This is a genomic window from Acinetobacter sp. 251-1 (genome assembly GCF_030329305.1).
Classification (GTDB): domain Bacteria; phylum Pseudomonadota; class Gammaproteobacteria; order Pseudomonadales; family Moraxellaceae; genus Acinetobacter; species Acinetobacter piscicola_A.
On record NZ_JACANS010000011.1, the window covers coordinates 105,981 to 130,779 of the forward strand.

A 24,799-nucleotide genomic window follows, 5' to 3' on the forward strand; every position below is an offset into this window, starting at 1 on the left:
TAAACTCTGATTTATTTGTGGAACTGACACCCGCCACCGACTAAGGCAATAGCAGATGCCGTATGGTGCGGAGCACGATAGGGACGTTGTCCAAAGTGATGCTTTAAATTGGCAATCGAATAAATACTGGCAACTTGCAGATTTTCCTGATGATTGAGTGGCGGTAAAATACTGGGTAGCCGAGAGGCTAATAATGTTTTGCCTGTGCCGGGTGGACCTTTAAATAAAATAGAATGCCCACCAGCAGCTGCAATTTCTAAAGCTCGGCGTGGACGCATTTGTCCTTTTACATCTGCTAAATCAAACTTATAATGTTGCTGCAATGCAGTACTTACATTTTCAGTTGCAGAAATTGTTTGCGTATTGGAAAAATGCGCACAGACTTGTTTTAAGTGAGACGCAGCGAAGACTTTGATTTCAGGCAGTTGTGCTGCCTCTGTTGCATTTTCTGTGGGGAGCATTAAGCAGTGTTGTGCCTGTTGGCATGCCATAGCAATGGTCAATGTGCCTGAGCTTGGTCTAAGATGCCCATCGAGTGCTAATTCCCCAATAAATTCAAAATCATCCGTTTGACCTTCAGGAATTTGACCTGTGGCAATTAAAATCCCCATTGCAATGGGGAGGTCTAAGCGTGAGCCATCTTTGGGTAAATCGGCTGGGGCTAAATTAATGGTTAAACGTTTGGTCGGAAATTGAAAACCACTGTTAATAATGGCTGAGCGCACTCGATCTTTACTTTCTCTCACCGCAGCTTCAGGTAAACCTACAATGGTTAAAGAGGGTAAACCTGCGCTGACATGAACTTCAACTTCTATTTGTGGTGCATGTAACCCGAGTAAACCTCGTGTATAAATTTTGGCAAAAGACATGTTATTATTCCAATTTGCTTTATTTTTAATCGTTTTATTGTTTTTATGCACTTCTTTTGTGCAAAAAATATTATTTTTTATTTTTGAATCAAGGTTTCTAGGGTCTTAACTTGTGCTTGTAAGGCTGTTAAACGGGTATTGGCATTTTGTAGTGCAGTTTTTTGGCGTTCTAATTCATCTTTTGAGACCAGATCCATTTTACTGACAGTTTCATTGAGTAATGCACGTAAATTGTGCTCTAAATCTTTCTTGGGTTGATCAATTTGTTCCAAAATTGCCTGTAATAGTGTTTCAATCATTTTAATGTCCAAAAAATAGTGAGATTGGTTTAGTTTAACATTGCTTTGAAATAGACCCTAGTGTTAACTGAATAGTATCGAGTGAATTAATAATAAAATACAAAAAATCAATCGCAAATATAAAATTTTTAAAGTGAAAACTACAAGAAAATGTATAAAATAAGGTACAAGGCGATTTCTGACAAAATCACTTAACACTCCCCAACCGTTAAGTAATTTTGGCATGAAAATTGAACATAAAACCTTACTGGTGATAAAAGCCGAAGGAAAACAACATGAAACTCGTAACAGCAATTGTAAAACCATTCAAATTAGATGATGTCCGTGAAGCATTGTCAGAAATTGGCGTTCAAGGGATTACCGTCACAGAAGTGAAAGGTTTTGGTCGTCAAAAAGGTCACACTGAACTTTATCGTGGTGCTGAATATGTCGTTGATTTTTTACCAAAAGTGAAAATTGAAATTGCAATCAGTGACGAAATGGTAGATTCAGTGATCGAATCAATTACACGTGTTGCAAGCACTGGGAAAATTGGTGATGGGAAAATTTTTGTCACTAATCTAGAACAAGTCATTCGTATTCGTACAGGTGAAACTGGTGCGGATGCTGTTTAATTTGGCATGAAGTTTGCTGAGTAACAGATAACTCAGAAAAACTTGGTTGGGGGATACGAATGAAAAAAATACTACTTGCGCTCAGCCTGTCTGGCGCACTTCTTGGTGGATCAGTTGCGTGGGCTGAAGAAAGCGTAACTGAACCCACTGCTACAGCAGTCACAGCATCAAGTGCTGCTACGCCAACATCTATATCAACAACAGAAAGTACACCTGTTGCTGCTCCAGCAGTAAAAGAAGAACCAACGTTAAATACGGGTGATACGGCTTGGATTTTGGTTTCAACTGCTTTGGTTTTGCTGATGACGATTCCTGGTCTCGCATTATTCTACGGCGGTATGGTGCGTAAAAAAAATGTCCTAAGTACCATGGCACACAGCTTACTTGCTGCTGCAATTGTAAGTATTGTTTGGGTGGTCGTTGGCTATACCTTAACCTTTAGTGGTGGTAATGCCTTTATTGGTAATCTAGATAAACTCATGCTTTCAGGTATCACAACCGATGCACTCAGTGGTACGATTCCTGAAATTCTTTTTGTTATTTTTCAAATGACCTTTGCCATTATTACTGTGGCGATTATCAGCGGTTCTATCGCTGAACGTATGAAATTTAGTGCTTATATTGCATTTATTACAATTTGGGTCGTGATTGTGTATGCCCCTATTGCCCATTGGGTATGGGGTGGTGGTTGGTTAATGAATGATGGTGCACTTGATTTTGCAGGCGGTACGGTGGTGCATATCAATTCAGGTGTAGCAGGCTTAGTTACCGCATATTTATTGGGTAAACGTATTGGGCTTGGTAAAGAGTCAATGGCGCCACATAATCTAACTTTAACCGTGCTTGGTGCAAGTCTGGTTTGGGTCGGTTGGTTCGGTTTCAATGGTGGGTCTGCTTTAGGTGCAAACGGCTCAGCAGCCTATGCTTTAATGACCACACAAATTGCCGCAGCCGCAGCAGCAATTTCATGGTTATTGGTTGAGAAAGTGGTACGTGGGAAAGCATCTGTATTGGGTGCTGCATCAGGTGCAGTTGCAGGTCTAGTGGTCATCACTCCAGCGGCAGGTTTTGTCACTGTTGGTGGTGCTTTGATTATGGGCTTGATTGGTGGTGTGGTTTGTTTCTGGGGAATCTCTGGTCTTAAACGTATCCTTAAAGCAGATGACTCTTTAGATGCATTTGGTCTACATGGTGTGGGCGGTATTGTTGGTGCCATTCTAACAGCGGTATTTGCAAGTGAATTTATCATGGGTGAAAAAGCTCCAACTGACATGATGCATCAAATTTGGGTACAAGTTGAAGGTGTGCTTGCAACAATTGCATATTCTGCGGTTATGACTTTTATCATCTTGAAAGTGATTGATTTGGTGATTGGTATCCGTGTTGGTACAGATGATGAGCGTATGGGACTTGATTTAAGTCAACATGGCGAGCGTATCGAATAAGACTAATCATAGAATTACATCTAAAGCAGTACTATATATTGTGGAAAACAGCCCAATTGGGCTGTTTTTTTTCTATATATTGCGTAAAGCTCAACAACAATCCTTTTTTTTGATACACTAAAGCAAATCTTACAAATGTGTTCAATTAAATCATTATGCATTGTCCATTTTGCAACGCCGCAGATAGTAAAGTGATCGACTCACGTTTGGCAGCTGAAGGTTGCCAAATTCGTAGACGCCGTGAATGTATTAAATGTGCAGAACGATTTACCACTTTTGAAACCTATGAAGTGGTGATGCCAAGGGTAAATAAGTCTGATGGTAAAAGTGAACCTTTTGATGAGTCAAAACTACGTCGCTCACTGATGCATGCACTTCAAAAACGTCCCGTCACGCAAGAACAAATTGAAACCGTACTCAGTGATATTCAACTCAAAATTCGCCGTTTGGGTGAGCGAGATGTACGTTCACGGACAATCGGAGAAATTGTGATGCAGTCTTTGTTTGCATTAGATCATGTGGCATATGTGCGTTTTGCTTCGGTGTATCAAGATTTCCAAGACGTTGAAGCTTTTCGCCGTCAGATTGAATTGATGCAACACCGTGATCAAGAAAAGCAAGATTGATACGGAATATCTGAGAAAATTATGAGCCTTACCTCTTTTGAGCAAGATGCACAGCATCAATATTGGATGCGACAAGCCATTGCATTGGCACAACAGGGTCAATATTCCACACGTCCAAATCCGAATGTCGGTTGTGTCATTGTGAAAGATGGCAAAGTGGTTGGAACAGGTTTTCACCCCAAAGCAGGTCAACCCCATGCAGAAGTTTTTGCGTTACGTGAAGCAGGGCAATTGGCACAAGGTGCAACAGCTTATGTGACCTTAGAACCTTGTGCGCATTATGGTCGTACACCACCTTGTGCCAAAGGTTTGGTGGAGGCAGGTGTAGCGCATGTGGTGGTGGCATGTTCTGACCCGAATCCGTTGGTGTCAGGGAAGGGGGTGCAAATTCTAAAAGAGGCAGGCATTCACGTTGAAGTTGGGGTCTGTGAACCAGAAGCTGCCGTTTTAAATAAAGGCTTTTTAAAAGCGATGGCGAGTGATATGCCTTATGTGCGTTTAAAAGTCGCTTCTAGTCTAGATGGGCGTACAGCGATGGCATCAGGTGAGTCAAAATGGATTACAGGTTATGAAGCACGTCAAGATGTGCAGCATTGGCGTGCCATTTCGGGTGCTGTGATCACAGGTATTGAAACCATTTTAGCTGATGATCCACAACTTAATGTACGTCAGTTAGTGGATGTTAATCTTGATGATATCGTGCAACCACAACGGGTTGTTTTAGACCGTCAAGGGCGTTTGCCGTTGGATGCACAGATTCTCAAGCACCCTGAAACTGTCATGGTCATGGGGCCATTTCGTCAGGAGCTTGCCCAATTGGGTGTGACACAATTGGAAATTCAGTCTTTGTCAGCGTTACTCAGAACACTGAAAGATTTTCAAATTTATGATGTGATGGTTGAAGCAGGTGCAACACTTTCGACCGCTTTTTTACAAGAAAATTTAGTCGATGAAGTGATTAGCTATGTTGCACCAACATTTTTAGGTCAATCCGCACGTGCCATGTTCAATGCTAATTTTGAACAGATGTCACAACAACTTCGTTTTAAACTTGAGGATGTGATCCCATTAGGACAAGACATCCGCTTAAGATTAACTCCTTTGCAAGAGTCAGTATGAATTCAGAGACTTCTTCGGTATATCACAAACGTCGTCACGCCGCCCGTACGACAGATGAATATCTTTTCAATCAGCTTGTACCTTATTTGGGGAACAAGCGCCGATTGTTACATCTGATTTTAGAAGCATTGGAGCAGACAGGGACATTACACCATAAAGGAAAACGTGCTCCAATTTTTGCTGACTTTTTTGCAGGAAGTGGTGTGGTGTCGCGTTTAGCGCGACAAAATGGTTACCGTGTGATTGCAAATGATTGGGAACCTTATAGCCACGCCTTAAATCATGCACTTTTGGCATGTACAGATGCGCCCGCATTTAAGGAATTGGGGGGGTATCAAAAAGCGATAGATTATTTAAACCGGTTGCCCGAAGTCAAAGGTTGGGTAACCCATAATCTATGTCCACGTAATGATGAGATTTATGATCCTAGTCGTGACCGTTTATTCTTTAAACGTCGTAATGGGATGCGAATAGATGCCATTCGTCAGCAAATTGCGACATGGCAAGCGCAAGGTGCAATTGATGATGTGGAAATGAGTGCTTTGCTTGCACCTTTATTATACTCAGCAAGTTTTGTCAGTAATACCAGTGGCGTATTTAAAAGCTTTCATCATGGTTGGGGCGGGCGTACGCAGTCTGCTTTGGAACGGATTGAGTCTTTACTTTGGTTGATGCCAAGCCGTTTTTGTGACATTGGGGCAGATGCGAAACAAAGTACACCCATGGCAGAAATGTGGTGTGTCGATGCACAGCATTTAGCCAATCAAATGAGTGGCTTTGAAGTGGATGTTGCTTATCTTGACCCGCCGTATAATCAGCATGCATATAGTAGTAATTATCATGTTTTAAACTCTTTAACCTTGTGGGATCAAGTGGATATTCCAACACCTGATACCAAGGGATTTAAGAGCGGGATTGACCGAGCATGGCGTAAAGAGCGCCCAAGTCCTTATAATTCTTCTAAACATGCACAAGAAGCGTATGAAAAATTATTGTCGACGATTAATGCTCGTTATATTTTAACCAGTTATTCAACGGATGGTAATATCGAAGTTAAAGACTTGCTCGAAGCCAATTTAAAACGTGGCAAAGTGTCGCTTTTGACTCAAGATGTACCCCGTTATCGAGTGAGTAAGCAACGTCAGTCAGAGCGTGCACGTGTCTTAGAGTTTATTGTGATTACCGATACGCATGCTAAATCAGGCCCACCACTGCGCCAACTCTTAGGTCAGCTTTATCATTTCGCTGAATTGGGCGGAGTAGATACGTCAGGTGTTTGTACGCAACTGGATTTGTGGTAAGGCGAAATAAAACAGATGCTTAAAAATAGCATCTTTTTTAGTGCTGAAAATGCCATGGAATTGATGGCATCATTGAATCGCGCTCAGCTTTGTTATGATCTGTATATAACAACTTTTAAATGCGCATTGGGCAAGAAGCGTGATAAAGAAAAGATCGAATTACACGACGTTCTTGCATAGAATAGCATTGCAACCCAAAAACAAAGGTGAAATATGTTTACAGGCATTATTGAAAGTTTAGGTCAAGTAGAAAGTTTGCAAAGCGTAGGCGGTGATGTGCGTTTACGTATTCATACCGACTTAGATATGTCTGATGTACATTTAGGCGATTCAATTGCAACCAATGGAATTTGTCTCACCGTGATTGATTGGGGTGAAAATTGGTATGCGGCTGACGTTTCACGGGAAAGCTTAAACCGTTCGACTTTGGCAGATTGGAAAGTCGGGCAGGTGGTCAATGTTGAAAAAGCCATGTTGCCTACCACACGTTTTGGTGGGCATATTGTCAGTGGGCATGTGGATGTGGTCGGTGAGATTACGGTTGTTCGTTCAGATGCGCGTTCATTATATTTTGAAGTCACTGCCCCTGTTGAAATTGCGAAATATTTAGCAGAAAAAGGCTCCATTACTGTCGATGGTATTAGCTTAACGATTAATCATTTACGTGGAAATATTCTGAGTTTAAATTTGATCCCTCATACGGCAGAACGTACCAACATTGGGACATGGAAAGTCGGAACAAAAGTCAACTTAGAGGTAGATATTTTAGCACGTTATATTGAGCGTTTATTACTTGGTGATAAAGCGGCTGAAGTGAAAACTGAGTCAAAACTCAGTATGGAATTTTTAGCACAAAATGGCTTTTTAAAATAGGCGAGTGTAGCTTGAGAAATCAAAAGTCTAATTTATTTTAGGCTTTTTTTTATTTACATCATGAAACTAGACGAATATATTGCAATGACTTTATTAACAAGAGAATAGAGTATTGCTTGATTTTTTGATGCATATAGAACAATTATTGCCTGTGTTACTTGATCAATATGGTTTATGGATTTATGCCATTTTATTTCTGATTATTTTTGCAGAAACTGGCTCAGTCTTTATGTTTTTTTTGCCAGGCGATAGTTTGCTCATTGCCATTGGCGCATTGTGCTCAACGGCTGAAGCGGTGCATTTGAGCTATATGGCAATTTTGCTGATGATTGCTTCAATTTTAGGTTATATCGTGAATTACTATACAGGGCGAGCACTCGGATTTCGTTTTTTTAACAAGCATCCTAAAGTTTTCAAACCTGATTATATTGAAAAAACCAATGCTTATTTTCTAAAACATGGCGGTAAGACCATCATGATGGCACGTTTTATTCCTTTTGTGCGTTCATCTGCACCATTTGCCGCAGGTGCAGGGCATATGAAGATGAGTAATTTTATGTTTTATAATGTCTTAGGCGGGGTTTTTTGGATTGGTATTTTATTAGGAATTGGTTATGGGACAGGGAATTTGATTTCTTACACAGTTGATTTATTTTAATAAAACTGCATGCTTTTAAATGAAGATAAAAACCAAGCCTATTTGAATTGAGCTTGGTCTATGAAATAATTTTAAAAATAAAAATCAATGTTTGGTAATGGTGATTTCTGTAGGCTGGAACCATTGTTTTTTCGGGAGATCTTGTTCGATTGAAAAAAAACCTTTTTCAGATTCAAGACTTAAAAATACAGAAATTGAATGAAAGTCTGCACGACTGATCAATAAGTCCTGCGCGGAAAGCGTCCATTTTTCACCTGAATCAAGAACTGCAATTTGCTCAGAGATTTGATCTAACATATCCATTTTATGTTCCTAGTCATGCAATTTTGAAGAATTCAAAAATTGTTTTGATCATCAAAAGATTAAAACATGACTATGATGTGACACTTTCATGTCAATTTAATGACATCTTAAATCACAAAAAATACTAAGGTTATCCGTTATTCTTCTTTAGAGAATTGTGAATTTTTCAAAATGTAGGCAATTTCTTCATCTGAGGCTGCTTTAAGTTTAGCTCTAAAGTCTTGAACCGCTTTTTCAATCCAGGTTTCTGCTTCAAGCTCTAAACGTAAGCGCACACTTTCTAGTTCAGACATGATTTGATGGTCTGCAATTTTAAAATGATTATTTGCATAATCTGTCGCAGGTGTATTGGGATTTTTGGTATAGCGTTCAGTATGTTTTGAAATCTCAGAAAGAATGTCTTCACGTAAAGCAGCAAGAGAAACAGTTTGCTGTTGATATTGGCGTATTTCATCATCTAACAGTTGCTGATTATATTGCTTTTGTAGTGCTCTTTTTTCAGCTAAAGATTTTTCTAAAGCCAATTGTTTACGAACACGTGCCTCTTCGATCAGTTGAGCTTTGAGATCTGCATAAGCTTGTTCAACTTTAAGCTGTGCGACTTGCATGGCACGTTTGTCATTGTCCATCCATGCTTGGAGATTTGACTCAGGACTTAACAAATCACAAATGCGATTGAGATCATCTAGATAGGTTTGGCGTACAGCCTCAGGTGCGTCTAGCCAACGCTGTTTAAAATCTTGACCTACATTCAATGCCACCATGCATCTCCTTTTGAGATTTGAAAATACTTTTAGAGTTTAAATGTTTGAGGGGAGAAGCCTAAACGTCGGTATGTTTTGTATTTTTCACGACCGATTTGTTTAGCAGGCTCATCATTTTCAACAATTTCAATAATGTGACTAAATTGTGCAGCTTGTTCAAGTGCTTGATTGTTAAAATTAAACACAATCCATTCAGATGCATTGGGTAAATGAGCAGAAATACAGATGGGTGCTGTTTCTTGATCAATCCCATGTGCGAGGAAGCTACTTGCATCAAATTCCCATAGTAAATCATCAAGTTGCTGCTGTATTTCGAGATCAGGACAATGAATCCAAATTTTGGCATGTTGCTTTGAAATCTTGCGGCAGAGACGACAAGTGCTTTGCACTCGTCGTTCTGGGCTTTTTTCAAACAGATAAAAGCTAATTTTAGCCATGGGTTTTCGCACGATTGGCAATGAATTGCATGAGCAATGGTACAGGACGCCCTGTAGAGCCTTTCGCTGCACCTGATAACCATGCTGTTCCTGCCACATCTAAATGTGCCCAACGGTATTCACGTGTGAAACGTTGTAAGAAGCATGCTGCTAAAATTGCGCCTGCTTGAGGACCTGCACCACTGATATTGCCAATGTCTGCAAAGTTTGAATCGAGCATTTCTTGATAATCGTCAATGACAGGAAGTCGCCATACACGGTCAAAGCTTTCCTCACCTGCAACATTGATTTCTTGTGCAAGTTCATCATCTGGCGTAAATAAACCACTGAGTACTTTACCAAGTGCAACTACACAAGCGCCTGTCAATGTCGCAATATCAATCACCACTGCAGGATTAAAACGTTTGACGTAGGTCAGCGTGTCACACAATACCAAACGACCTTCTGCATCGGTATTTAAAATTTCAACAGTCTGTCCACTCATTGTGGTGACAATATCACCCGGACGGGTTGCATGACCTGATGGCATATTTTCAGCAGCAGCAATCGTACCCACCACATGGATCGGTAAGTTGGCTTCACATAAAGCGCGTAATGTACCAAGTACAGAGGCTGCACCGCACATATCAAACTTCATTTCATCCATGCCGATACCAGGTTTAAGCGAAATACCGCCAGTATCAAAAGTAATCCCTTTACCGACTAAGACCACAGGGGCTTGATCTGGATTGGCTTTATATTCAAGGGTAATGACTCGTCCTGGGCGTTCTGAACCTTTGCTGACAGCAAGGAATGAATGCATGCCTAAATCAGCCAATTGCTGTTCTTCGAGTACTGTTACTTTTAAAACATCAGGGAATTCAGCAGCAAGCGCGCGTGCTTGATCTGCTAAATATTCAGGAAAACAGATATTTGCAGGGCAGTTGCCTAAGTCACGTGCAAAGTTTTGACCTTGTTGCACTGCTTCAATCAAACTGATTTGTGCTGCATCAAGGCTAGTTTGTGCAGCAACAAGTTCAACATCAGTGAGCAGAAATTCATTCTTTTTGCTTTTGAACTCATCATAGCCATATGCAGCTTGCGTCAAACTTAAAGCAAAGAGGTAATGTAATTCAGCAGGTAAAGCCGAAATATCAATACTGATTTGTTTGAATTTTTTTTGTGACGCTTTGATAATGATTTGTGAGATTTTTGCTAATTTTGCAGCTTTTAACTCACTTGCTTGACCAACTCCGACTAAAATGCTGTAAGCATTTTGTGTCACTTGACCAACCAGTGTTAACGTTTCCGCAACACTTGCTTTAAATTGTGTTGCGTTAATTGCAGTATCTAAATCTTTGATTTGATAGTTAGAATGTACTTCTGCTAAGTGGTCTGAACTTGCCAAAATAAAAAGTGCTTGGCTTGATGCACTGCTTGTTGCTGAAGTATGAATGCTTAATTTCATATGCGATCTATATGCCTTTAGAGACGTTTGAAAACATTAAACCATTGAAACACTACCAATGATAGAATTTCAATGTGGTTTTATATTTTTAACATTCGGGTAAAATACTAAAACGCATATTCCCCAACTCACTTTGGAAGATTCCCTTGATTATAAGACGTTATCTCGTCAAACAAGTTGTTTCAACATCTTTGGTTGTTGTTGCACTGCTCACACTCATTATGATGGGTGGACGTTTGATCAAGTATTTTGGTGTCGCAGCTCAAGGGCGCTTAGATGCCACGATTTTATTTAGTATTATTGGCTATCGCTTACCTGAATTTTTGACTTTAATTTTGCCGCTTGGCTTTTTTATTGGCTTAATGCTGGTCTTTGGTCGGCTCTATGTAGATCATGAAATGGCGGTTTTAAACGGAAGTGGGGTCAGTAAAATCCAACTTGCACGCTTACTTATTCCATTAACTGTGGTGTATTTGGTGGTACAAAGTGTGTTGATGATTTGGATGTCACCTTGGGGTATTCGTGAATATGAAAAATTAGTATCAACCCAAGCAGTGCGAACAGGTTTTGACTTGGTTCGACCCAAAGAATTTATTTCTTCAGGTCCTTATACCATCTATGCAGGTTCTTTATCTGATGATCGTAAAAATTTAAAAGATATTTTCTTTTATCAGCGAGCGGAAAAAGCAGGTAAACCTGATGTGATGATTTTGGCAAAAGAAGCCACTCGTGTTGAAGTTGCTGATGATACGGCGAATGTTGTAGACCTATTGCAAGGTCGCCGTTACGAAATTTATCCAGGTCGGCCTGAATATACCCAAGCTGAGTTTCAGTCTTATCGTTTACGTTTAGAAAATGACAAAGAAGCCAAATTTGAAAGTAATGAAGTAGAAGCTTTGCCATTTTCTAAGTTACTCAAAAATACTGCCGACCCTGTGATAAGTAGTGAGTTGGGGTGGCGGATTTTTGTACCTTTTAGCATGATTGTGGCATTGATGTTAGCAACAGCATTGTCAGAAGTGAGTCCACGTCAAGGGCGTTATTTAAAACTCTTTCCAGCATTGTTGATTTTTGCCAGTTTAATTGTCGCACTCATGGCGATTAAAACCCGCATCAGTAAAGATGAAATCGGCATGTGGGCATATCCTGCAGTATTGTTATTCTATGCAATTGCTGCTGCATTATTTTCCCGTAAGCAAAAGTTAGCACCTAAAATCAAAAAACAAATTCAGCGAGTGAAATCATAATGTTAGCACGTAAAATTGTCGCCAAGCATGTGGTCAATACGACAGCACTCGCAATGTTGGGTGCAACAGCAGTATTATCGATCTTGCAAATTCTATTTACTTATTTAGGTGAATTGGGAGAGTTAAAAGACGGTTATAGCGCTTGGAATGCTTTCCAGTATGTGATGTGGGGCGCACCGAAATACCTTTATGAGATTCTCCCTATTTCTGCTTTGATTGGTGCGGTTTTGGGGTTAGGCACATTAGCATCGAATAGTGAATTGATTGTAATGCGTGCTTCAGGAATTAGTCTGTGGCGTATTGTGGGTTGGGTCATGCGATCAGCCATGCTATTGGTTGTACTTTCTTTTATCTTGAGCCAATTTGTTGTGCCTTATACCAACGAACAAGCGAAAAGTATCAAAAGTAAACAAAGTGTTGCAGCTTTAGGTGAAGTTAAAGGTTATTGGACAAGAGAAGGGCAGCGTTTTATTTATATTGACTATGCCAACTCAAAAGGTAATTTAAAGCAAGTCCAAGTTGTTGACTTTGATCAAGATTATCGTATGAAATCGCTGTTAAATGCTGAACAAGGCAATTTTGTTGAAAATGGTCAATGGAACCTCAGCCAAGCGACACAAGTAAATTTACAATCAGATGGCCGAGCAACCCTGAACCGTGATCGCCAGCATAATTTTGCTTTAGCATTACAACCTAAATATGTGCATATGGTGACGATTGATCCTGAAGATTTATCACCTAGCCAATTGGTCAGCTTTATGCGCTATATGGATCAATATAGCCAAGTGCCCAAAACATATTTATTGGCATTTTGGCAAAATGTTGGTTCGCCGTTTGCTTTGTTAGCACTGGTTTTGATTGCTTGTTCATTTATTTTTGGACCATTACGTCAGCAGTCTATGGGCTTTCGTTTAGTGATTGCTCTATTTGTTGGACTTGGTTTTTACTATATTCAAGACTTTTTAGGTTATGCGAGTTTGGTCTATTCACCATCTCCTGCATGGTTTGTATTCGTACCAATCGTACTGATGTTTGGTGTGGGTAGTTATTTATTATATCGAGCGAGATAGTAATCTTTCTCATTTAAAATACTGATGGTACTTATAAATGAATACCATCAGCAGCACATAGAGTCTTATCTCAAAAGAAGGTAAGATATGACGATTAATTTGTAAACAGAAAAGAGTGTAAATCATGACGGATGCAACTGCTGGCAAAATCCCTCACGTTCTTGTGATCATGGACGGTGTGGGTCATCGTGAAGCGGTCGAAGATAATGCGTTTTTAGCAGCAAAAACGCCAAATCTAACCATGATGCAAGACAAGCATCCGCATAGTTTAATTTCAGGCTCTGGTGAAGATGTCGGTCTACCTGATGGTCAAATGGGTAACTCTGAAGTCGGTCACATGAACTTGGGTGCAGGTCGTGTGTTGTATCAAGACTTTACCCGTATTACCAAAGATATTCGTGATGGTGCTTTTTTTGAGCATGAAGTTCTTGTCGATGCTGTAGAAAAAGCCAAAGCAGCGAATGGGGCAGTGCATATCATGGGTTTATTGTCACAAGGTGGTGTGCATTCACATGAAGATCATATCGTGGCAATGTGCGAGTTAGCATTGAAACGTGGTGCTAAAGTGTATTTACATGCCTTCCTTGATGGACGTGATACACCGCCACGTAGTGCACAGCCTTCATTGGAAAAACTGGATGCTTTATTTGCACAATATTCAAATCAAGGTCGTATTGCCACCATGATTGGTCGTTATTTTGCCATGGATCGTGACAACCGTTGGGAGCGAGTTGAACAAGCTTACCGTTTAATGACCGAAGGCGAAGCGCTTCGTGTTGTTGACTCTGCGGTTGAAGGCTTGGAACAAGCGTATGCAGCCAATGAAAATGATGAATTTGTGAAAGCGACTCGCATTGGTGAAATTGCCAAAGTTTCAGATGGTGACAGCATTGTGTTTATGAATTTCCGTGCTGACCGTGCACGTGAAATCACCAAAGCCTTTGTTGAAAAAGACTTTGCAGGTTTTGAACGTAAAGTTGTACCAAATCTGTCTAAATTTGTCATGTTGACACGCTATCAGGCAACGATTGATGCACCTGTTGCGTATATGCCTGAAGAACTTAAAAATTCAATTGGTGAATACTTATCTTCATTGGGAAAAACCCAATTACGTATTGCTGAAACTGAAAAATATGCACATGTAACATTCTTCTTTAGTGGTGGTCGTGAAGATGAATATCCAGGTGAAAAGCGTATTTTGATTCCATCACCAAAAGTTGCAACCTATGACTTACAGCCAGAAATGAGTGCACCTGAGGTTACAGAACAATTGGTTGCTGCGATTAATTCAGGTGAATATGACTTATTGGTGGTGAACTATGCCAATGGTGATATGGTCGGTCATACAGGTGTATTCGATGCCGCTGTAAAAGCAGTAGAGGCTGTAGATACAAGTTTAGGGCGTTTGTATGAAGCAGTGATGGCAAAACATGGGCATATGATTATTACTGCCGATCATGGTAATGTAGAACAAATGCAAGACTATGTCAGTGGTCAGGTTCATACTCAACATACCACTGAATTAGTTCCATTTATCTATGTTGGCCCAACTTCAGCTACAATTGCAGAAGGTGGTGTGTTGGCAGATGTTGCTCCAACATTGTTGAATCTCATGAATATTCCTGTACCTAAAGAAATGCAGGGACGTAATTTAATTACGCTAAATCCATAAAACCAAAAAGGTGAGTGAATGGCTCAAGCTTGGAAATACATTGCTGTTTTAACAGGGTTAATTGCCAGTGGAAGCCATTCTGTTTGGGCTGCGGAGCAATCCGCAGTGCTCGATTTTGATGATGAAATGGAGCAAAGTACAGCCGAAGTCCCCATAGAGTCTATTGAACAATTTGTGCAAATTTATGGCATTGTCAAAGACAATTATGTACAAGAAAAACCTGATGATTTTTTATTTTTACAAGCAATTAAAGGCTTGGTGAGTGGGTTAGATCGCTATTCACGTTATTTAAGTCCAGAAGACTATAAGCAGTTGATGCAATATACTGAAGCAGATTTGGCAACAGTCGACTTTAAACTGGTTTTTGATACACATATGCATCAGTGGCAAATCAGCCAATTAAAAGAAAATTCAGACGCAGCAAAACAAGGCTTAAAAGAAGGCTTCACTGTTTTTAAAATTGATAATCAAGAGCTAAAAAATTTAAATGCAGAACAAGTTGAAGACTTGTTACATGGTTCAATCGGTTCGAGTTTTCAATTACAACTCAACCCGAAAAGCCCTGCGATTACGTTATTACGCAATAAAAAACTAGAAATTGCAGATATTGAGCCTGTCCTATTACACAATCAAGTCTTGGTTTTAAAAGTTAAGGTATTTCAGCAAGATACCGCAAATGAAATCAAGCGTCTTTTAGAAGAATATAGCGCAGCACGGATTAAAGCGGTATTGATTGACCTACGTAATAATCCAGGTGGATTATTATCATCTGCTGTTGAAACCGCGGATTTATTTTTAAATCAAGGAACGATTGTTTCAACCAAAAGCCGTTCCGAAGGTAATCAACAATTTCAAGCTTTACCCGGCAATGAGTTTACCCAACTTAAAATGGGGATTTTAATTAATAATCGCTCAGCATCGGCAGCAGAAGTATTTACTGCTGCGATGAAAGACCATCAACGTGCGTGGGTGATGGGTGAGAAAAGTTATGGTAAAGGGGTGGTACAAAAGCTTTTTCCATTACCGAATGGTGCAGCCTTACAAATGACGGTATCACATTATTTCACGCCTAAAGACACGAAAATTGATGGCTTAGGGATCACACCAAATCAAGAGTACCCTTGGCATTTAGAAATGAAAGAAGACACATATTTAAATAATGTCTCTGAACTTTTGTTGAAGCATCGTGATTGATGGAAATAGGCTACTGAAACTAAAAAATAATTCAATCTTCATGTTCAGTGTGCACAGCCGATATTTTGAAAACTTATAAAATCTTGAGTTAGCCTGAGTGCAAATTTCTTTATGCTCAGTCTAATCTGAGGGTACTGTGGGTCTACAACCCACAATGTAAGTCTGATAGATGATTAATCTCAGATATTGAGATTAATCATCATCACTGTCTAAGCCAAACTTTTTCAAGCGATAGCGCAAAGAACGGAATGTCATACCGAGTTTTTTGGCGGCTAAGGTTCTGTTCCAATGGGTTTGATTTAAAGCATTTAATAACACTTCTTTTTCCACTTTTTCTAAGTATTGTTCTAAGCCTTCAGTGGGGATCTTCCCAGACGCTTCTTGTGAATTTGTTGAGTTTTCATAACTGATGCCCGTATCTGATTTTTCCACATTAAAATTACGTTTCTGTGAATATTGCAAATGCTCAATACAGATCAGGTGCCCATCACTTAAGGTAATTGCACGTTCAATCATATTGCGTAGTTCACGAACATTGCCTAAAAAGGGTTGCGATTGTAAAAAGCGTTTGCCATCTTCAGACAGTTCTTTATTGGCAATATCCCATTCCAAACAGATATTGTGTATAAAATGTTCTGCTAAAATGAGAATATCTTTGCCCCTTTCACGCAGGGGAGCTAAGTGTAAGTCCATGACATGGATACGGAAAAATAGATCTTGTCTAAATTTACCTTGTTGCACGCGTTCTTCAAGATTTTGATTGGTTGCGCTGATGATGCGAAAATCTACATCGATTTCTTGTTCGCTGCCTAGTGGACGAATTTTCTTTTCTTGTAAGGCGCGTAATAGTTTGGTCTGTGTATTTAAGGATAGTTCCGCAATTTCATCTAAAAATAGACACCCCCCATTAGCCGATTGAATTAACCCCAGTTTATCTTGGGTCGCTCCTGCAAAACTATGACTGACGTAGCCAAAAAGTTCTCGGTCGATGAGTTCTTCAGAAATAGCACCACAGTTAATGACCACAAATGGGCTATCACTGCGATTACTCAGTTTATGAATCAAATTTGCAACGACTTCTTTGCCTGTGCCTGATTCACCTGAAATAAAAACAGGGGCTTGTGAGCGAGCGACTTTTTTAAGGGTTTCCTTCAACTTTAACATGGGCTTAGATTCGCCAATGAGAAGTTGATGCTCTAGTTGCAAATTTTCCTCACTATAATCGATTAAAGGCACGTGCAAGGCTTTGGTGAGCAGTTGGTGTAAATGCTGTTGATTAATTGGTTTATTCACGAAATCAAATGCACCTGCTTTGAGTGAGGCGATTGCAATTTCCATATTGCCATAGGCTGTGAGTACCGCAATGGGTACTTTTGGATAATGCTGTGTCACGTGCTTAACCAACTCTAAACCACTTCCATCAGGTAGGTTTAAATCGGTAATACAGGCATTGTAGTTGTGCTCACTAAAGAACAACTTGGCTTGCTGTAGATGATGTGCAATATGGGTTTTGATGCCCATGCGCGCTAATGTCATTTGCATGAGTACACATAAATCGTGCTCATCATCCACAAGTAGAACTAATGGTTGTCGTGTGGTCATATCCCCAATAACCTAAATTAAATTTTCAATGGGCACTCTATTCGAAAACATGCCCCTTTTTGTTTTTGCTCTATATACATCAACTTGGCTTGGTTTGCTTCACAAATACTCTGCGATAAGTATAAGCCAAGTCCTGTGCCATTGATTTCAGTCGTAAAAAAGGGTTGAAACAATTGTGCAAGATTCTGTCTTGCAATCCCTTCACCGAAGTCTATCACATCAATATACAGATGTTGAGCCTCAGCATGTACTAGAATTTGGATAAAATCAGCATCATGGGCATTATGTCGTATCGCATTACGAACGAGGTTAATCAAAACTTGTCTTAACTGTGATTCATCAAACTGAATCATATAATTTTGCGGCAGGCTTAACGCAATTTGATTTTTTACATCTGCTAAGTCATTGATGAATAAATCTTTAAAAAAAATGTTAAGTTGAATATCGGACATTATGGTTTTTTTATTTTTTGCCATATCTAAGGTTTGTTGAATAATTTGGTTAATACGTTGACTTTGTCGTTCAATCATTGCATTCAGCATTTGGCGTTGCTCAAGATCTGTATCTAAACTTAATTCATTGGCTTGGGCAATCGCGGCTAAGGGATTACGAATTTCATGGGCAATACTTGCAGAGAGTTGTCCAAGAGAAGCCAATTTGAGTTGTTGCACTTTTTGATTTATTTTTTGTGAATCTTCTAAGGTCAACAGCGTTAATGCTTGATGTGGCACAATGAGTTTTTGCACTCGAATATCCACGGTATAATGACTTTGATTCGATTGAAATTGGAAACGTTGTCCTTCTTCCAAAGTTTTGATCTGTAGTAGATCAAATAGCTCTTTTTGAAATTTGACCAGTGAATACTGTTCATTTGCATAAGCATATAATGGGGCGATGCCTAATAATGAACATGCTGCAGGATTACAAACCACAATGCGATAATTTTCGTCTAAAACCAAATAGCCGAGTTCGATTTGTTCTAAAATATAACGGTTAATATTTTGCAGTTTTAATAATTCTAAAGACTGCAATGAGTTAATAGTTTCTAATACTCTAAAGCGCTGAATCGAGACTTGCCCAATACCATAGACGAGAAAGAATAGAAAAGCCAACAGTGCACTATTGCTGATATTATTCAGGTTAGATACATCAAATAATGAGCCAACAAACTGTTGATAAATAACAGCAATAACAGAAACAAGTGTCACAATCAGTGCTTCATTTTTTTTCAATAAAAAATTGGCTGAAAAAACCATGATGACAAATAACAAACTGATTGAAAGACTAGGGCCACCTAAAGAAAAAGTCAGCGTACTTAAAAATATAATATCGACGAGAAAAATTGCAAAAAGCTGCTCAGATATATATCGAGTAAAAAATTTCAGAGAGAGTAATTGTAGAAAACTCAGAAAGCCAAAAATAATTAAGCTATCAAAATACAATTTACTATGTAGGTAGTTGATTCCATTATGTTCAGATGTGAACAAAAAAATAATGATTAAACAAAAAGATAAAGTAAATCTATAAACTGAATATAATGTGCCTAACCGATAAATAGTTTGTTGAAGTGAATTGGATACCGCAGGCCACATCGTATTCATTTTTATACCAAATTTATGGTTTGATTAAACCATAGCGTATTGCTAAATGTGTGAGCTTAACATCACTATCAATACCTAATTTTTCAAAAATACGATAACGATAAGTATTCACAGTTTTGACACTGACAAAAAGTTTATCTGAAATTTCTTGCGCACTGATACAGTTGACAACCATCATTGCCACCTGCATTTCACGTTCAGATAAGGCATCGAAAGGTGAGCTTTGATTGTCGGATAAATACGAACTCGCCAATTGCTCAGCAATATCGGCACTAAAATATTTACCGCCTTGCATGACTTTATTGATGGCACGTACCATTTCAGAGATTGGTGCACCTTTGGTGATATAGCCACGCGCGCCTGCTTTTAACAATAAAGAAGGATAGGGTTCTTCAGCTAAGCCACTTACAGCAAGAACTTTGGTTTCGGGTGCTGTTTGTAATAAACGACGCGTTGTTTCAACACCACCAATACCAGGCATGTTAACATCTAATAAAACCACATTCGGATGCTGCTGTCTGACGATAGCAATGGCTTCTTCACCAGATTCAGCCTGACCAATCACTTGAATATCTGCTTGGTCTTCAAGCATACGGCAGATACCTGTACGTACTAATTCATGGTCGTCTACCACTAAAACCGTGATCACTAAGACCTCCTTATACTTTCAAAAAAGCAACTTTTTTGTTACACAAAGCAAAAAGTACTTGCAATGTCATAACAAAATTAGCAATGCTATTCCTAATCTTTCTTAAGCTTTTATGCACAATGGTGTAGCTAATTTGATTATTCAATATTAGTCATGTTTGAGTATAAATGTAAGTCATAATTGAGGTAATTAGCAATAGTGCAAAAAACCTCCCTGAATGAGTAAGTTACCGTGATAAAGTCAAAAAAAACGTTAATGCATGCCCTGTCTGCAGCAGTGCTACTCAGTTTGAGTTCAGCCAGTTTTGCAGAGCTTGTAATGAATTCTTCGGGGGGAACGCAACGTGCTGCAATGAGCTGGTCAGCTGATGATGCAAGTCAGTTACTCAATGGTGATGTCTCCATCAGCGAAGATGGTGATGAGCCATCACCTGCTGGTTCTGTGACCTTTTTATCTGCACCCGCAACAAAATCATATGGTTCACCTACGGCTGCACCTGTACCACAAACTGTACAAATCAGTGATACCAATCGCTATCTAAACCAACCTTCGGTCAGTGCGCGTGCAGCACTGGTTATGGATGCCAACACAGGTGAGGTACTGTACAGTAAAAATACCAATGCTGCATTGCCGATTGCTTCTATTACTAAGTTAATGACCGCAGTGGTGACAGCAGATGCACATTTAAATATGTCAGAAGACATTATGTTGCAATCCATCGACTTTGCTGGAGCAGGTGGTAAAAATTCAAGTTCAACTTTAAAAGTTGGCGATACTATGAACCGTGCAGAAATGTTACTGGTTGCCTTGATGAAATCTGAAAATCCAGCAGCAGCAGCTTTAGCGCGGACTTATCCTGGTGGTCGTTCTGCATTTATTGCAGCAATGAATGCAAAAGCTCGTCAATTGGGCATGCATTCAACGCATTATACAGAGTCTACAGGTTTAGACCCTCGTAATGTTTCATCTGCTCGTGATTTGGGTATTTTGGTGAGTGCAGCTTCACAATACGGTTTGATTCGTCAATTCTCTACTACAGCACATTATGACTTTAATCTTGGTTATCGTATTTTAAAATCCAACAATACCAATGCAATGGTGCGTAATGGTGGTTGGAATATTAATATTTCAAAAACAGGTTATATTAATGAAGCAGGGCGTTGTGTTGTAATGCATACGACTGTAAATAACCGTCCTGCTGTTGTGGTCTTGTTGGGTGCAAGCACTTCGCAATCCCGTACGAATGATGCAACCAATTTATTAAATTGGGTGAGTAATTTACCAAAACGTATCTAATCATGAGATATGAAAAGGCTCCTACTAAATGGAGCTTTTTATTATGAGCGAATAGCATTAATTTTCAGATCATAAAAAACCTGCACTTGGCAGGTTTTTTTATGATCTATTCAAATTTTACATATTTGAAAGAATAGAATCACGAACTTGATTCAGTTCAGCATCAATAGATAACATGACTGCATCAGCACATTGTTTGATGGCTGTATCAGGGTCTTTTAAGCCGTTACCTGTTACAGTACATACGATCACAGAACCTTCAGCAATTTTACCTGCTTTAATGTCACGGATCGCACCACCGATAGATGCAGCAGAAGCAGGTTCAACGAATACACCTTCATACATAGAAAGTAAACGTTGTGCTTCTAAAATTTCAGCATCTGTTAATTCATCAAACCAACCATTTGAATCACGAACGACTGCTTTAGCATGGTTAAAGCTTTGTGGATTACCAATACGGATTGCAGTAGCAACAGTTTCAGGGTTTTCTACAGGACCACCACGTAAGAATGGTGCAGCGCCAGATGCTTGGTAACCAACCATGATTGGGCGACCTTCTGGGTTTGGACCTGTAAATTTGTCAGTTTCAGCGTCATAAACCACTTGCTCAAACTCTTCTGCTGGCTGATCAGCAACTGCTTCGGTATAACCCATCCAGTGTGCAGTGATGTTCCCTGCGTTACCAACTGGCAAGCAGTGATAATCAGGTGCACGACCCAAAGCTTCTACGATTTCGTAAGCAATAGTTTTTTGACCTTGTAAACGGTAAGGGTTGATTGAGTTTACAATTGTTACAGGTGCTTGGTCTGCAACTTCTTTAACAAGACGCATACCATCATCGAAGTTACCATGAATTTGTAAAGTCACAGCACCATACATCATGGATTGCGCCATTTTACCCATCGCAATTTTGCCTTCTGGGATTAAAACAAACGCTTTGATGCCTGCACGTGCAGCATAAGCGGCAGCAGCAGCAGAGGTATTACCTGTAGATGCACAGATGATTGCTTTAGAGCCTTCTTCTACAGCTTTTGTTACAGCCATGGTCATACCACGGTCTTTAAATGAACCAGTCGGGTTTAAGCCCTCATACTTCACATAAATTTCAACATTTTTACCAATAAGACGTGGGATATTATCTAATTTAATGAGTGGAGTATTCCCTTCATTTAAAGAGATAGCACGTGTAGTTTTAGATACTGGTAAGCGGTCACGATAGCGATCAACAAGTCCTGTATAGCGATTTGCATTAGACATGAGGGTGTTCCAAGTGTTATGTAGAGCAAATAGAGATATTTGTTAACTTTCCTAAATTACGCATTTCCAATGAATTTATTCGCGTAATCACTCCCCTTAGCATAAATAAGAGGAGTTTAGGAAAATTTAAACCCGATTAGTTATCAAGCAATTCTAAACGAATTCGTACGATTTCGCCATGAATCACAGGTAAAGCTTGAATTTGAGATAAAGCTTCGTTCATTTTTGATTCAACGACTGGATCAGTTAAAATCACAATAGGAATCAAATCTTTTAAGCGCGGTTGCTGCATGATGGCATCAATACTGATCCCTGCACGGCTGAGAATGGTCGTAACATCAGCAAGTACGCCTGTTTGGTCTTCAGCATTGATACGGATATAGTAACCCGTTGTCATTTCGTCACTTTCTAAAATTGGTAGGTCTGAAAGTGCCTCAAATGCCAGTTGTGGAATCGTTCCTGCGCCATCTTCTGTATAAATAATGTCACGAACAATATCAACCACGTCAGCAATGACCGCAGACGCAGTAGGACCCGCACCCGCACCTGCGCCGTAGTACAGTGTTGGACCAACAGCATTGGCTTGTACCAAGACTGCATTTTTTACACCATTTACATTGGCGATCAATTCTTCTTCAGGAATTAAAGTTGGATGTACGCGCAGTTCAATACCTTTTGCTGAACGGCGAGCAATACCTAAATGTTTAATACGATAACCGAGTTCTTCAGCATATTTGACATCTTGTGCTGTGATTTTAGTAATCCCTTCGGTATACACTTTGTCAAATTGTAATGGAATACCAAAGGCACAAGACGCAAGAATAGTCAGTTTATGTGCAGCATCGATTCCTTCAACATCAAATGTTGGATCTGCTTCAGCATAACCGAGCTCTTGTGCTTCTTTCAGTACATCATCAAACGCACGACCTTTTTCACTCATTTCAGTCAGAATGAAGTTGCCTGTACCGTTAATAATGCCTGCGAGCCAGTCAATTTTGTTGGCTGCCAAACCTTCACGAATCACTTTGATGATTGGAATACCGCCAGCAACTGCAGCTTCATACGCGATTTGTACATGATGGTCATCGGCTGCTTTAAAGAGCTCATTACCATGTTCTGCAAGCAAGGCTTTATTGGCAGTGACCACTTGTTTACCATGTTTAATGGCTTCCATAATCACTTCATAAGCAGGATGAATACCACCCATGACTTCAACAACAACATCAACATCAGGTTGACGAACGATATCAAGGAGATCCGAGCTTTGTTTGACGCTCGCAGGTAAGTTTAGATCTGGGCGTGGGCGACGTGTTCCCACATAGGTAATTTCAATTTCACGACCGGTGCGACGTCTAATTTCAGCAGCGTTTTCTTGTAATAGTTTAAGGGCACCACCACCTACGGTTCCAAGACCGAGTATTGCCAGACGTACTGGTTTCACGTCACACTCCAAAATATATAAAAATTTTATTCGCCTTAGATCATAGCTAAAAAATGCGTCAGACTCTAGAGGCTGACGCATCTTTATATTTTGCTATAAAAAATAGTAAATTAACTTATAAATATAGGTTATTTAAGGCGTGCAGCTAGATCATCAGCCGTCATATATGCACCGATATGTTCACCTTCAGCATTGTAGATTGCAGGTGTGCCATTTACGCCCATTTTTAAGCCAAGTTCATATTGTGCACGAACTGGATTTTGGCAGCTTGCAGGTGGAAGTTGTACGCCTGCAATGGCTTGGTCAAAGGCTTCTTGGCGGTTGGCACTACACCACACACTTTCCATCGCAGGCATAAACTGTTCACCACGTGGCCAAGCGATATAACGGACTTCAATGCCTTTGGCATTAATTTCAGGAATTTGCTCATGTAGTTTATGGCAGTATGGGCAGCTTGCATCGGTAAAGACATAGATCACATGTTTGGTTTTGCCTTTGGCAGGGTAGACCAATAAGTCTTCAGTTTTTAATTGTGTTAAATACTTTTTATTTTCCGCCGCTTGTAATGAGTCACCAATACTGCTGAGTTCTTTACCCCCCAAACGGATCACATCACCTTGGATTAAATATTTACCATCACCTGTGGCATAGACTGAACTCATACCTTCTAGACTCACCCAATATAAATTAGGCATCTCAGTGGGTTTTACATCTAAAATTTTGGCATTAATGTTGGCTTTCTTTAAATGTCCTTGTAGCGTTTGGATTAAGCGTTGCTGTGCATTACGTTCAGTCAAATTTGATGCTTCGCCCGTCGCAGGTGCAGTCGCTGTCAAAGTATCATCTTTTTTTGCATCAGGAGATTTAGAGCAAGCGCTGAGTGTAAGGCCACTCGCAAGCATACAAGCAAGCATTAATTTTGAACGTTTTAGTTGCATAAATAACTCTTTTGTTTGTTCAGCGTGATTTTTAGAAATACGTTTTGAATGAAGAAGCATAGCAAAAAAATGAATGG

Annotated in this window: 23 protein-coding genes and 1 pseudogene; 12 read left to right on the forward strand and 12 right to left on the reverse strand. The window is 39.7% G+C overall.

Annotated elements, in window-relative coordinates; genetic code table 11:
• Positions 1 to 29: 29 nt before the first annotated feature.
• Positions 30 to 869, reverse strand: a pseudogene (locus HX129_RS10800) (YifB family Mg chelatase-like AAA ATPase); the annotation flags it as partial.
• Between the two features lie 77 nt (positions 870 to 946).
• Entirely contained in the window at positions 947 to 1,168 is a 222-nt protein-coding gene (locus tag HX129_RS10805; protein ID WP_130074478.1) for an accessory factor UbiK family protein, read from the reverse strand.
• A 275-nt stretch (positions 1,169 to 1,443) separates the two neighbouring features.
• On the opposite strand from HX129_RS10805, the gene glnK reads away from it, so the two are divergent.
• From glnK to HX129_RS10840, 7 genes are all read left to right on the forward strand, one after another.
• Positions 1,444 to 1,782: a P-II family nitrogen regulator gene (glnK, locus tag HX129_RS10810; protein ID WP_004650081.1), complete on the forward strand. Its 339-nt coding sequence runs from the start codon at positions 1,444 to 1,446 to the stop codon at positions 1,780 to 1,782.
• 59 nt (positions 1,783 to 1,841) lie between these two features.
• A complete protein-coding gene (locus HX129_RS10815) occupies positions 1,842 to 3,227 on the forward strand; it encodes an ammonium transporter (RefSeq protein ID WP_180044945.1) in 1,386 nt (461 codons plus the stop codon).
• 155 nt (positions 3,228 to 3,382) lie between these two features.
• Positions 3,383 to 3,853 carry a transcriptional regulator NrdR gene (gene nrdR / locus HX129_RS10820; protein ID WP_065995122.1) on the forward strand — a complete coding sequence of 157 codons (471 nt, stop codon included), beginning with the start codon at positions 3,383 to 3,385 and terminating at the stop codon, positions 3,851 to 3,853.
• A gap of 21 nt (positions 3,854 to 3,874) precedes the next feature.
• Positions 3,875 to 4,972, forward strand: a complete 1,098-nt coding sequence (gene ribD / locus HX129_RS10825; RefSeq protein ID WP_180044944.1) for a bifunctional diaminohydroxyphosphoribosylaminopyrimidine deaminase/5-amino-6-(5-phosphoribosylamino)uracil reductase RibD — start codon at positions 3,875 to 3,877, stop codon at positions 4,970 to 4,972.
• Positions 4,969 to 6,273 carry a DNA adenine methylase gene (locus HX129_RS10830; RefSeq protein WP_130074481.1) on the forward strand — a complete coding sequence of 435 codons (1,305 nt, stop codon included), beginning with the start codon at positions 4,969 to 4,971 and terminating at the stop codon, positions 6,271 to 6,273. The genes ribD and HX129_RS10830 overlap by 4 nt, the downstream gene beginning before the upstream one ends.
• Positions 6,274 to 6,486: 213 nt before the next feature.
• On the forward strand, positions 6,487 to 7,146 hold the full coding sequence (locus tag HX129_RS10835; protein ID WP_130074482.1) for a riboflavin synthase: 660 nt from the start codon (positions 6,487 to 6,489) through the stop codon (positions 7,144 to 7,146).
• Between the two features lie 112 nt (positions 7,147 to 7,258).
• Complete coding sequence (locus tag HX129_RS10840) at positions 7,259 to 7,804, forward strand: VTT domain-containing protein (protein ID WP_180044942.1); 546 nt, start codon at positions 7,259 to 7,261, stop codon at positions 7,802 to 7,804.
• Positions 7,805 to 7,888: 84 nt separating this feature from the next.
• Here the strand turns inward: HX129_RS10840 and HX129_RS10845 are convergent, their stop codons facing one another.
• The 4 genes from HX129_RS10845 to HX129_RS10860 form a co-directional block, all read right to left on the reverse strand.
• Positions 7,889 to 8,107 (reverse strand): hypothetical protein, encoded by a 219-nt coding sequence (locus HX129_RS10845; protein ID WP_130074484.1) that lies wholly within the window; start codon positions 8,105 to 8,107, stop codon positions 7,889 to 7,891.
• Between the two features lie 137 nt (positions 8,108 to 8,244).
• Positions 8,245 to 8,871: a cell division protein BlhA gene (gene blhA, locus HX129_RS10850; RefSeq protein WP_218946242.1), complete on the reverse strand. Its 627-nt coding sequence runs from the start codon at positions 8,869 to 8,871 to the stop codon at positions 8,245 to 8,247.
• Between the two features lie 29 nt (positions 8,872 to 8,900).
• A complete protein-coding gene (locus tag HX129_RS10855) occupies positions 8,901 to 9,308 on the reverse strand; it encodes a DNA polymerase III subunit chi (RefSeq protein WP_130074485.1) in 408 nt (135 codons plus the stop codon).
• Positions 9,301 to 10,755: a leucyl aminopeptidase gene (locus HX129_RS10860; protein WP_180044941.1), complete on the reverse strand. Its 1,455-nt coding sequence runs from the start codon at positions 10,753 to 10,755 to the stop codon at positions 9,301 to 9,303. Before HX129_RS10860 ends, HX129_RS10855 begins: the two co-directional genes overlap by 8 nt.
• A gap of 146 nt (positions 10,756 to 10,901) precedes the next feature.
• Between HX129_RS10860 and lptF the strand changes: the two genes are divergently transcribed.
• The 4 genes from lptF (at position 10,902) to HX129_RS10880 (ending at position 15,938) form a co-directional block, all read left to right on the forward strand.
• Positions 10,902 to 12,002 (forward strand): LPS export ABC transporter permease LptF, encoded by a 1,101-nt coding sequence (gene lptF / locus HX129_RS10865; protein WP_130074487.1) that lies wholly within the window; start codon positions 10,902 to 10,904, stop codon positions 12,000 to 12,002.
• On the forward strand, positions 12,002 to 13,072 hold the full coding sequence (gene lptG, locus HX129_RS10870) for an LPS export ABC transporter permease LptG (RefSeq protein ID WP_180044940.1): 1,071 nt from the start codon (positions 12,002 to 12,004) through the stop codon (positions 13,070 to 13,072). Before lptF ends, lptG begins: the two co-directional genes overlap by 1 nt.
• Positions 13,073 to 13,196: 124 nt before the next feature.
• Positions 13,197 to 14,744, forward strand: coding sequence for a 2,3-bisphosphoglycerate-independent phosphoglycerate mutase (gene gpmI / locus HX129_RS10875; protein ID WP_286434639.1), 1,548 nt, complete (start codon positions 13,197 to 13,199; stop codon positions 14,742 to 14,744).
• An 18-nt stretch (positions 14,745 to 14,762) separates the two neighbouring features.
• Positions 14,763 to 15,938 carry a S41 family peptidase gene (locus HX129_RS10880; protein ID WP_130074490.1) on the forward strand — a complete coding sequence of 392 codons (1,176 nt, stop codon included), beginning with the start codon at positions 14,763 to 14,765 and terminating at the stop codon, positions 15,936 to 15,938.
• Positions 15,939 to 16,130: 192 nt separating this feature from the next.
• Here the strand turns inward: HX129_RS10880 and HX129_RS10885 are convergent, their stop codons facing one another.
• From HX129_RS10885 to gacA, 3 genes are read right to left on the reverse strand one after another with little or no spacing between them, the layout of a single operon-like run.
• Positions 16,131 to 17,540, reverse strand: coding sequence for a sigma-54-dependent transcriptional regulator (locus HX129_RS10885; RefSeq protein WP_130074491.1), 1,410 nt, complete (start codon positions 17,538 to 17,540; stop codon positions 16,131 to 16,133).
• Between the two features lie 17 nt (positions 17,541 to 17,557).
• Positions 17,558 to 19,132, reverse strand: a complete 1,575-nt coding sequence (locus tag HX129_RS10890; RefSeq protein WP_286436193.1) for a sensor histidine kinase — start codon at positions 19,130 to 19,132, stop codon at positions 17,558 to 17,560.
• A gap of 22 nt (positions 19,133 to 19,154) precedes the next feature.
• Positions 19,155 to 19,790, reverse strand: coding sequence for a response regulator transcription factor GacA (gene gacA, locus HX129_RS10895; RefSeq protein ID WP_130074492.1), 636 nt, complete (start codon positions 19,788 to 19,790; stop codon positions 19,155 to 19,157).
• Positions 19,791 to 20,021: 231 nt separating this feature from the next.
• Between gacA and HX129_RS10900 the strand changes: the two genes are divergently transcribed.
• A complete protein-coding gene (locus HX129_RS10900) occupies positions 20,022 to 21,086 on the forward strand; it encodes a serine hydrolase family protein (RefSeq protein ID WP_130074493.1) in 1,065 nt (354 codons plus the stop codon).
• A 117-nt stretch (positions 21,087 to 21,203) separates the two neighbouring features.
• Here HX129_RS10900 and thrC read toward each other — a convergent pair whose 3' ends face one another.
• The 3 genes from thrC to HX129_RS10915 all read right to left on the reverse strand — a co-directional run bounded on the left by thrC (position 21,204) and on the right by HX129_RS10915 (position 24,722).
• Positions 21,204 to 22,343, reverse strand: a complete 1,140-nt coding sequence (gene thrC, locus HX129_RS10905; protein ID WP_107008527.1) for a threonine synthase — start codon at positions 22,341 to 22,343, stop codon at positions 21,204 to 21,206.
• A gap of 136 nt (positions 22,344 to 22,479) precedes the next feature.
• Positions 22,480 to 23,784: a homoserine dehydrogenase gene (locus tag HX129_RS10910; RefSeq protein WP_107008526.1), complete on the reverse strand. Its 1,305-nt coding sequence runs from the start codon at positions 23,782 to 23,784 to the stop codon at positions 22,480 to 22,482.
• Positions 23,785 to 23,912: 128 nt separating this feature from the next.
• A complete protein-coding gene (locus tag HX129_RS10915; protein WP_130074494.1) occupies positions 23,913 to 24,722 on the reverse strand; it encodes a DsbC family protein in 810 nt (269 codons plus the stop codon).
• Positions 24,723 to 24,799 lie beyond the last annotated feature (77 nt).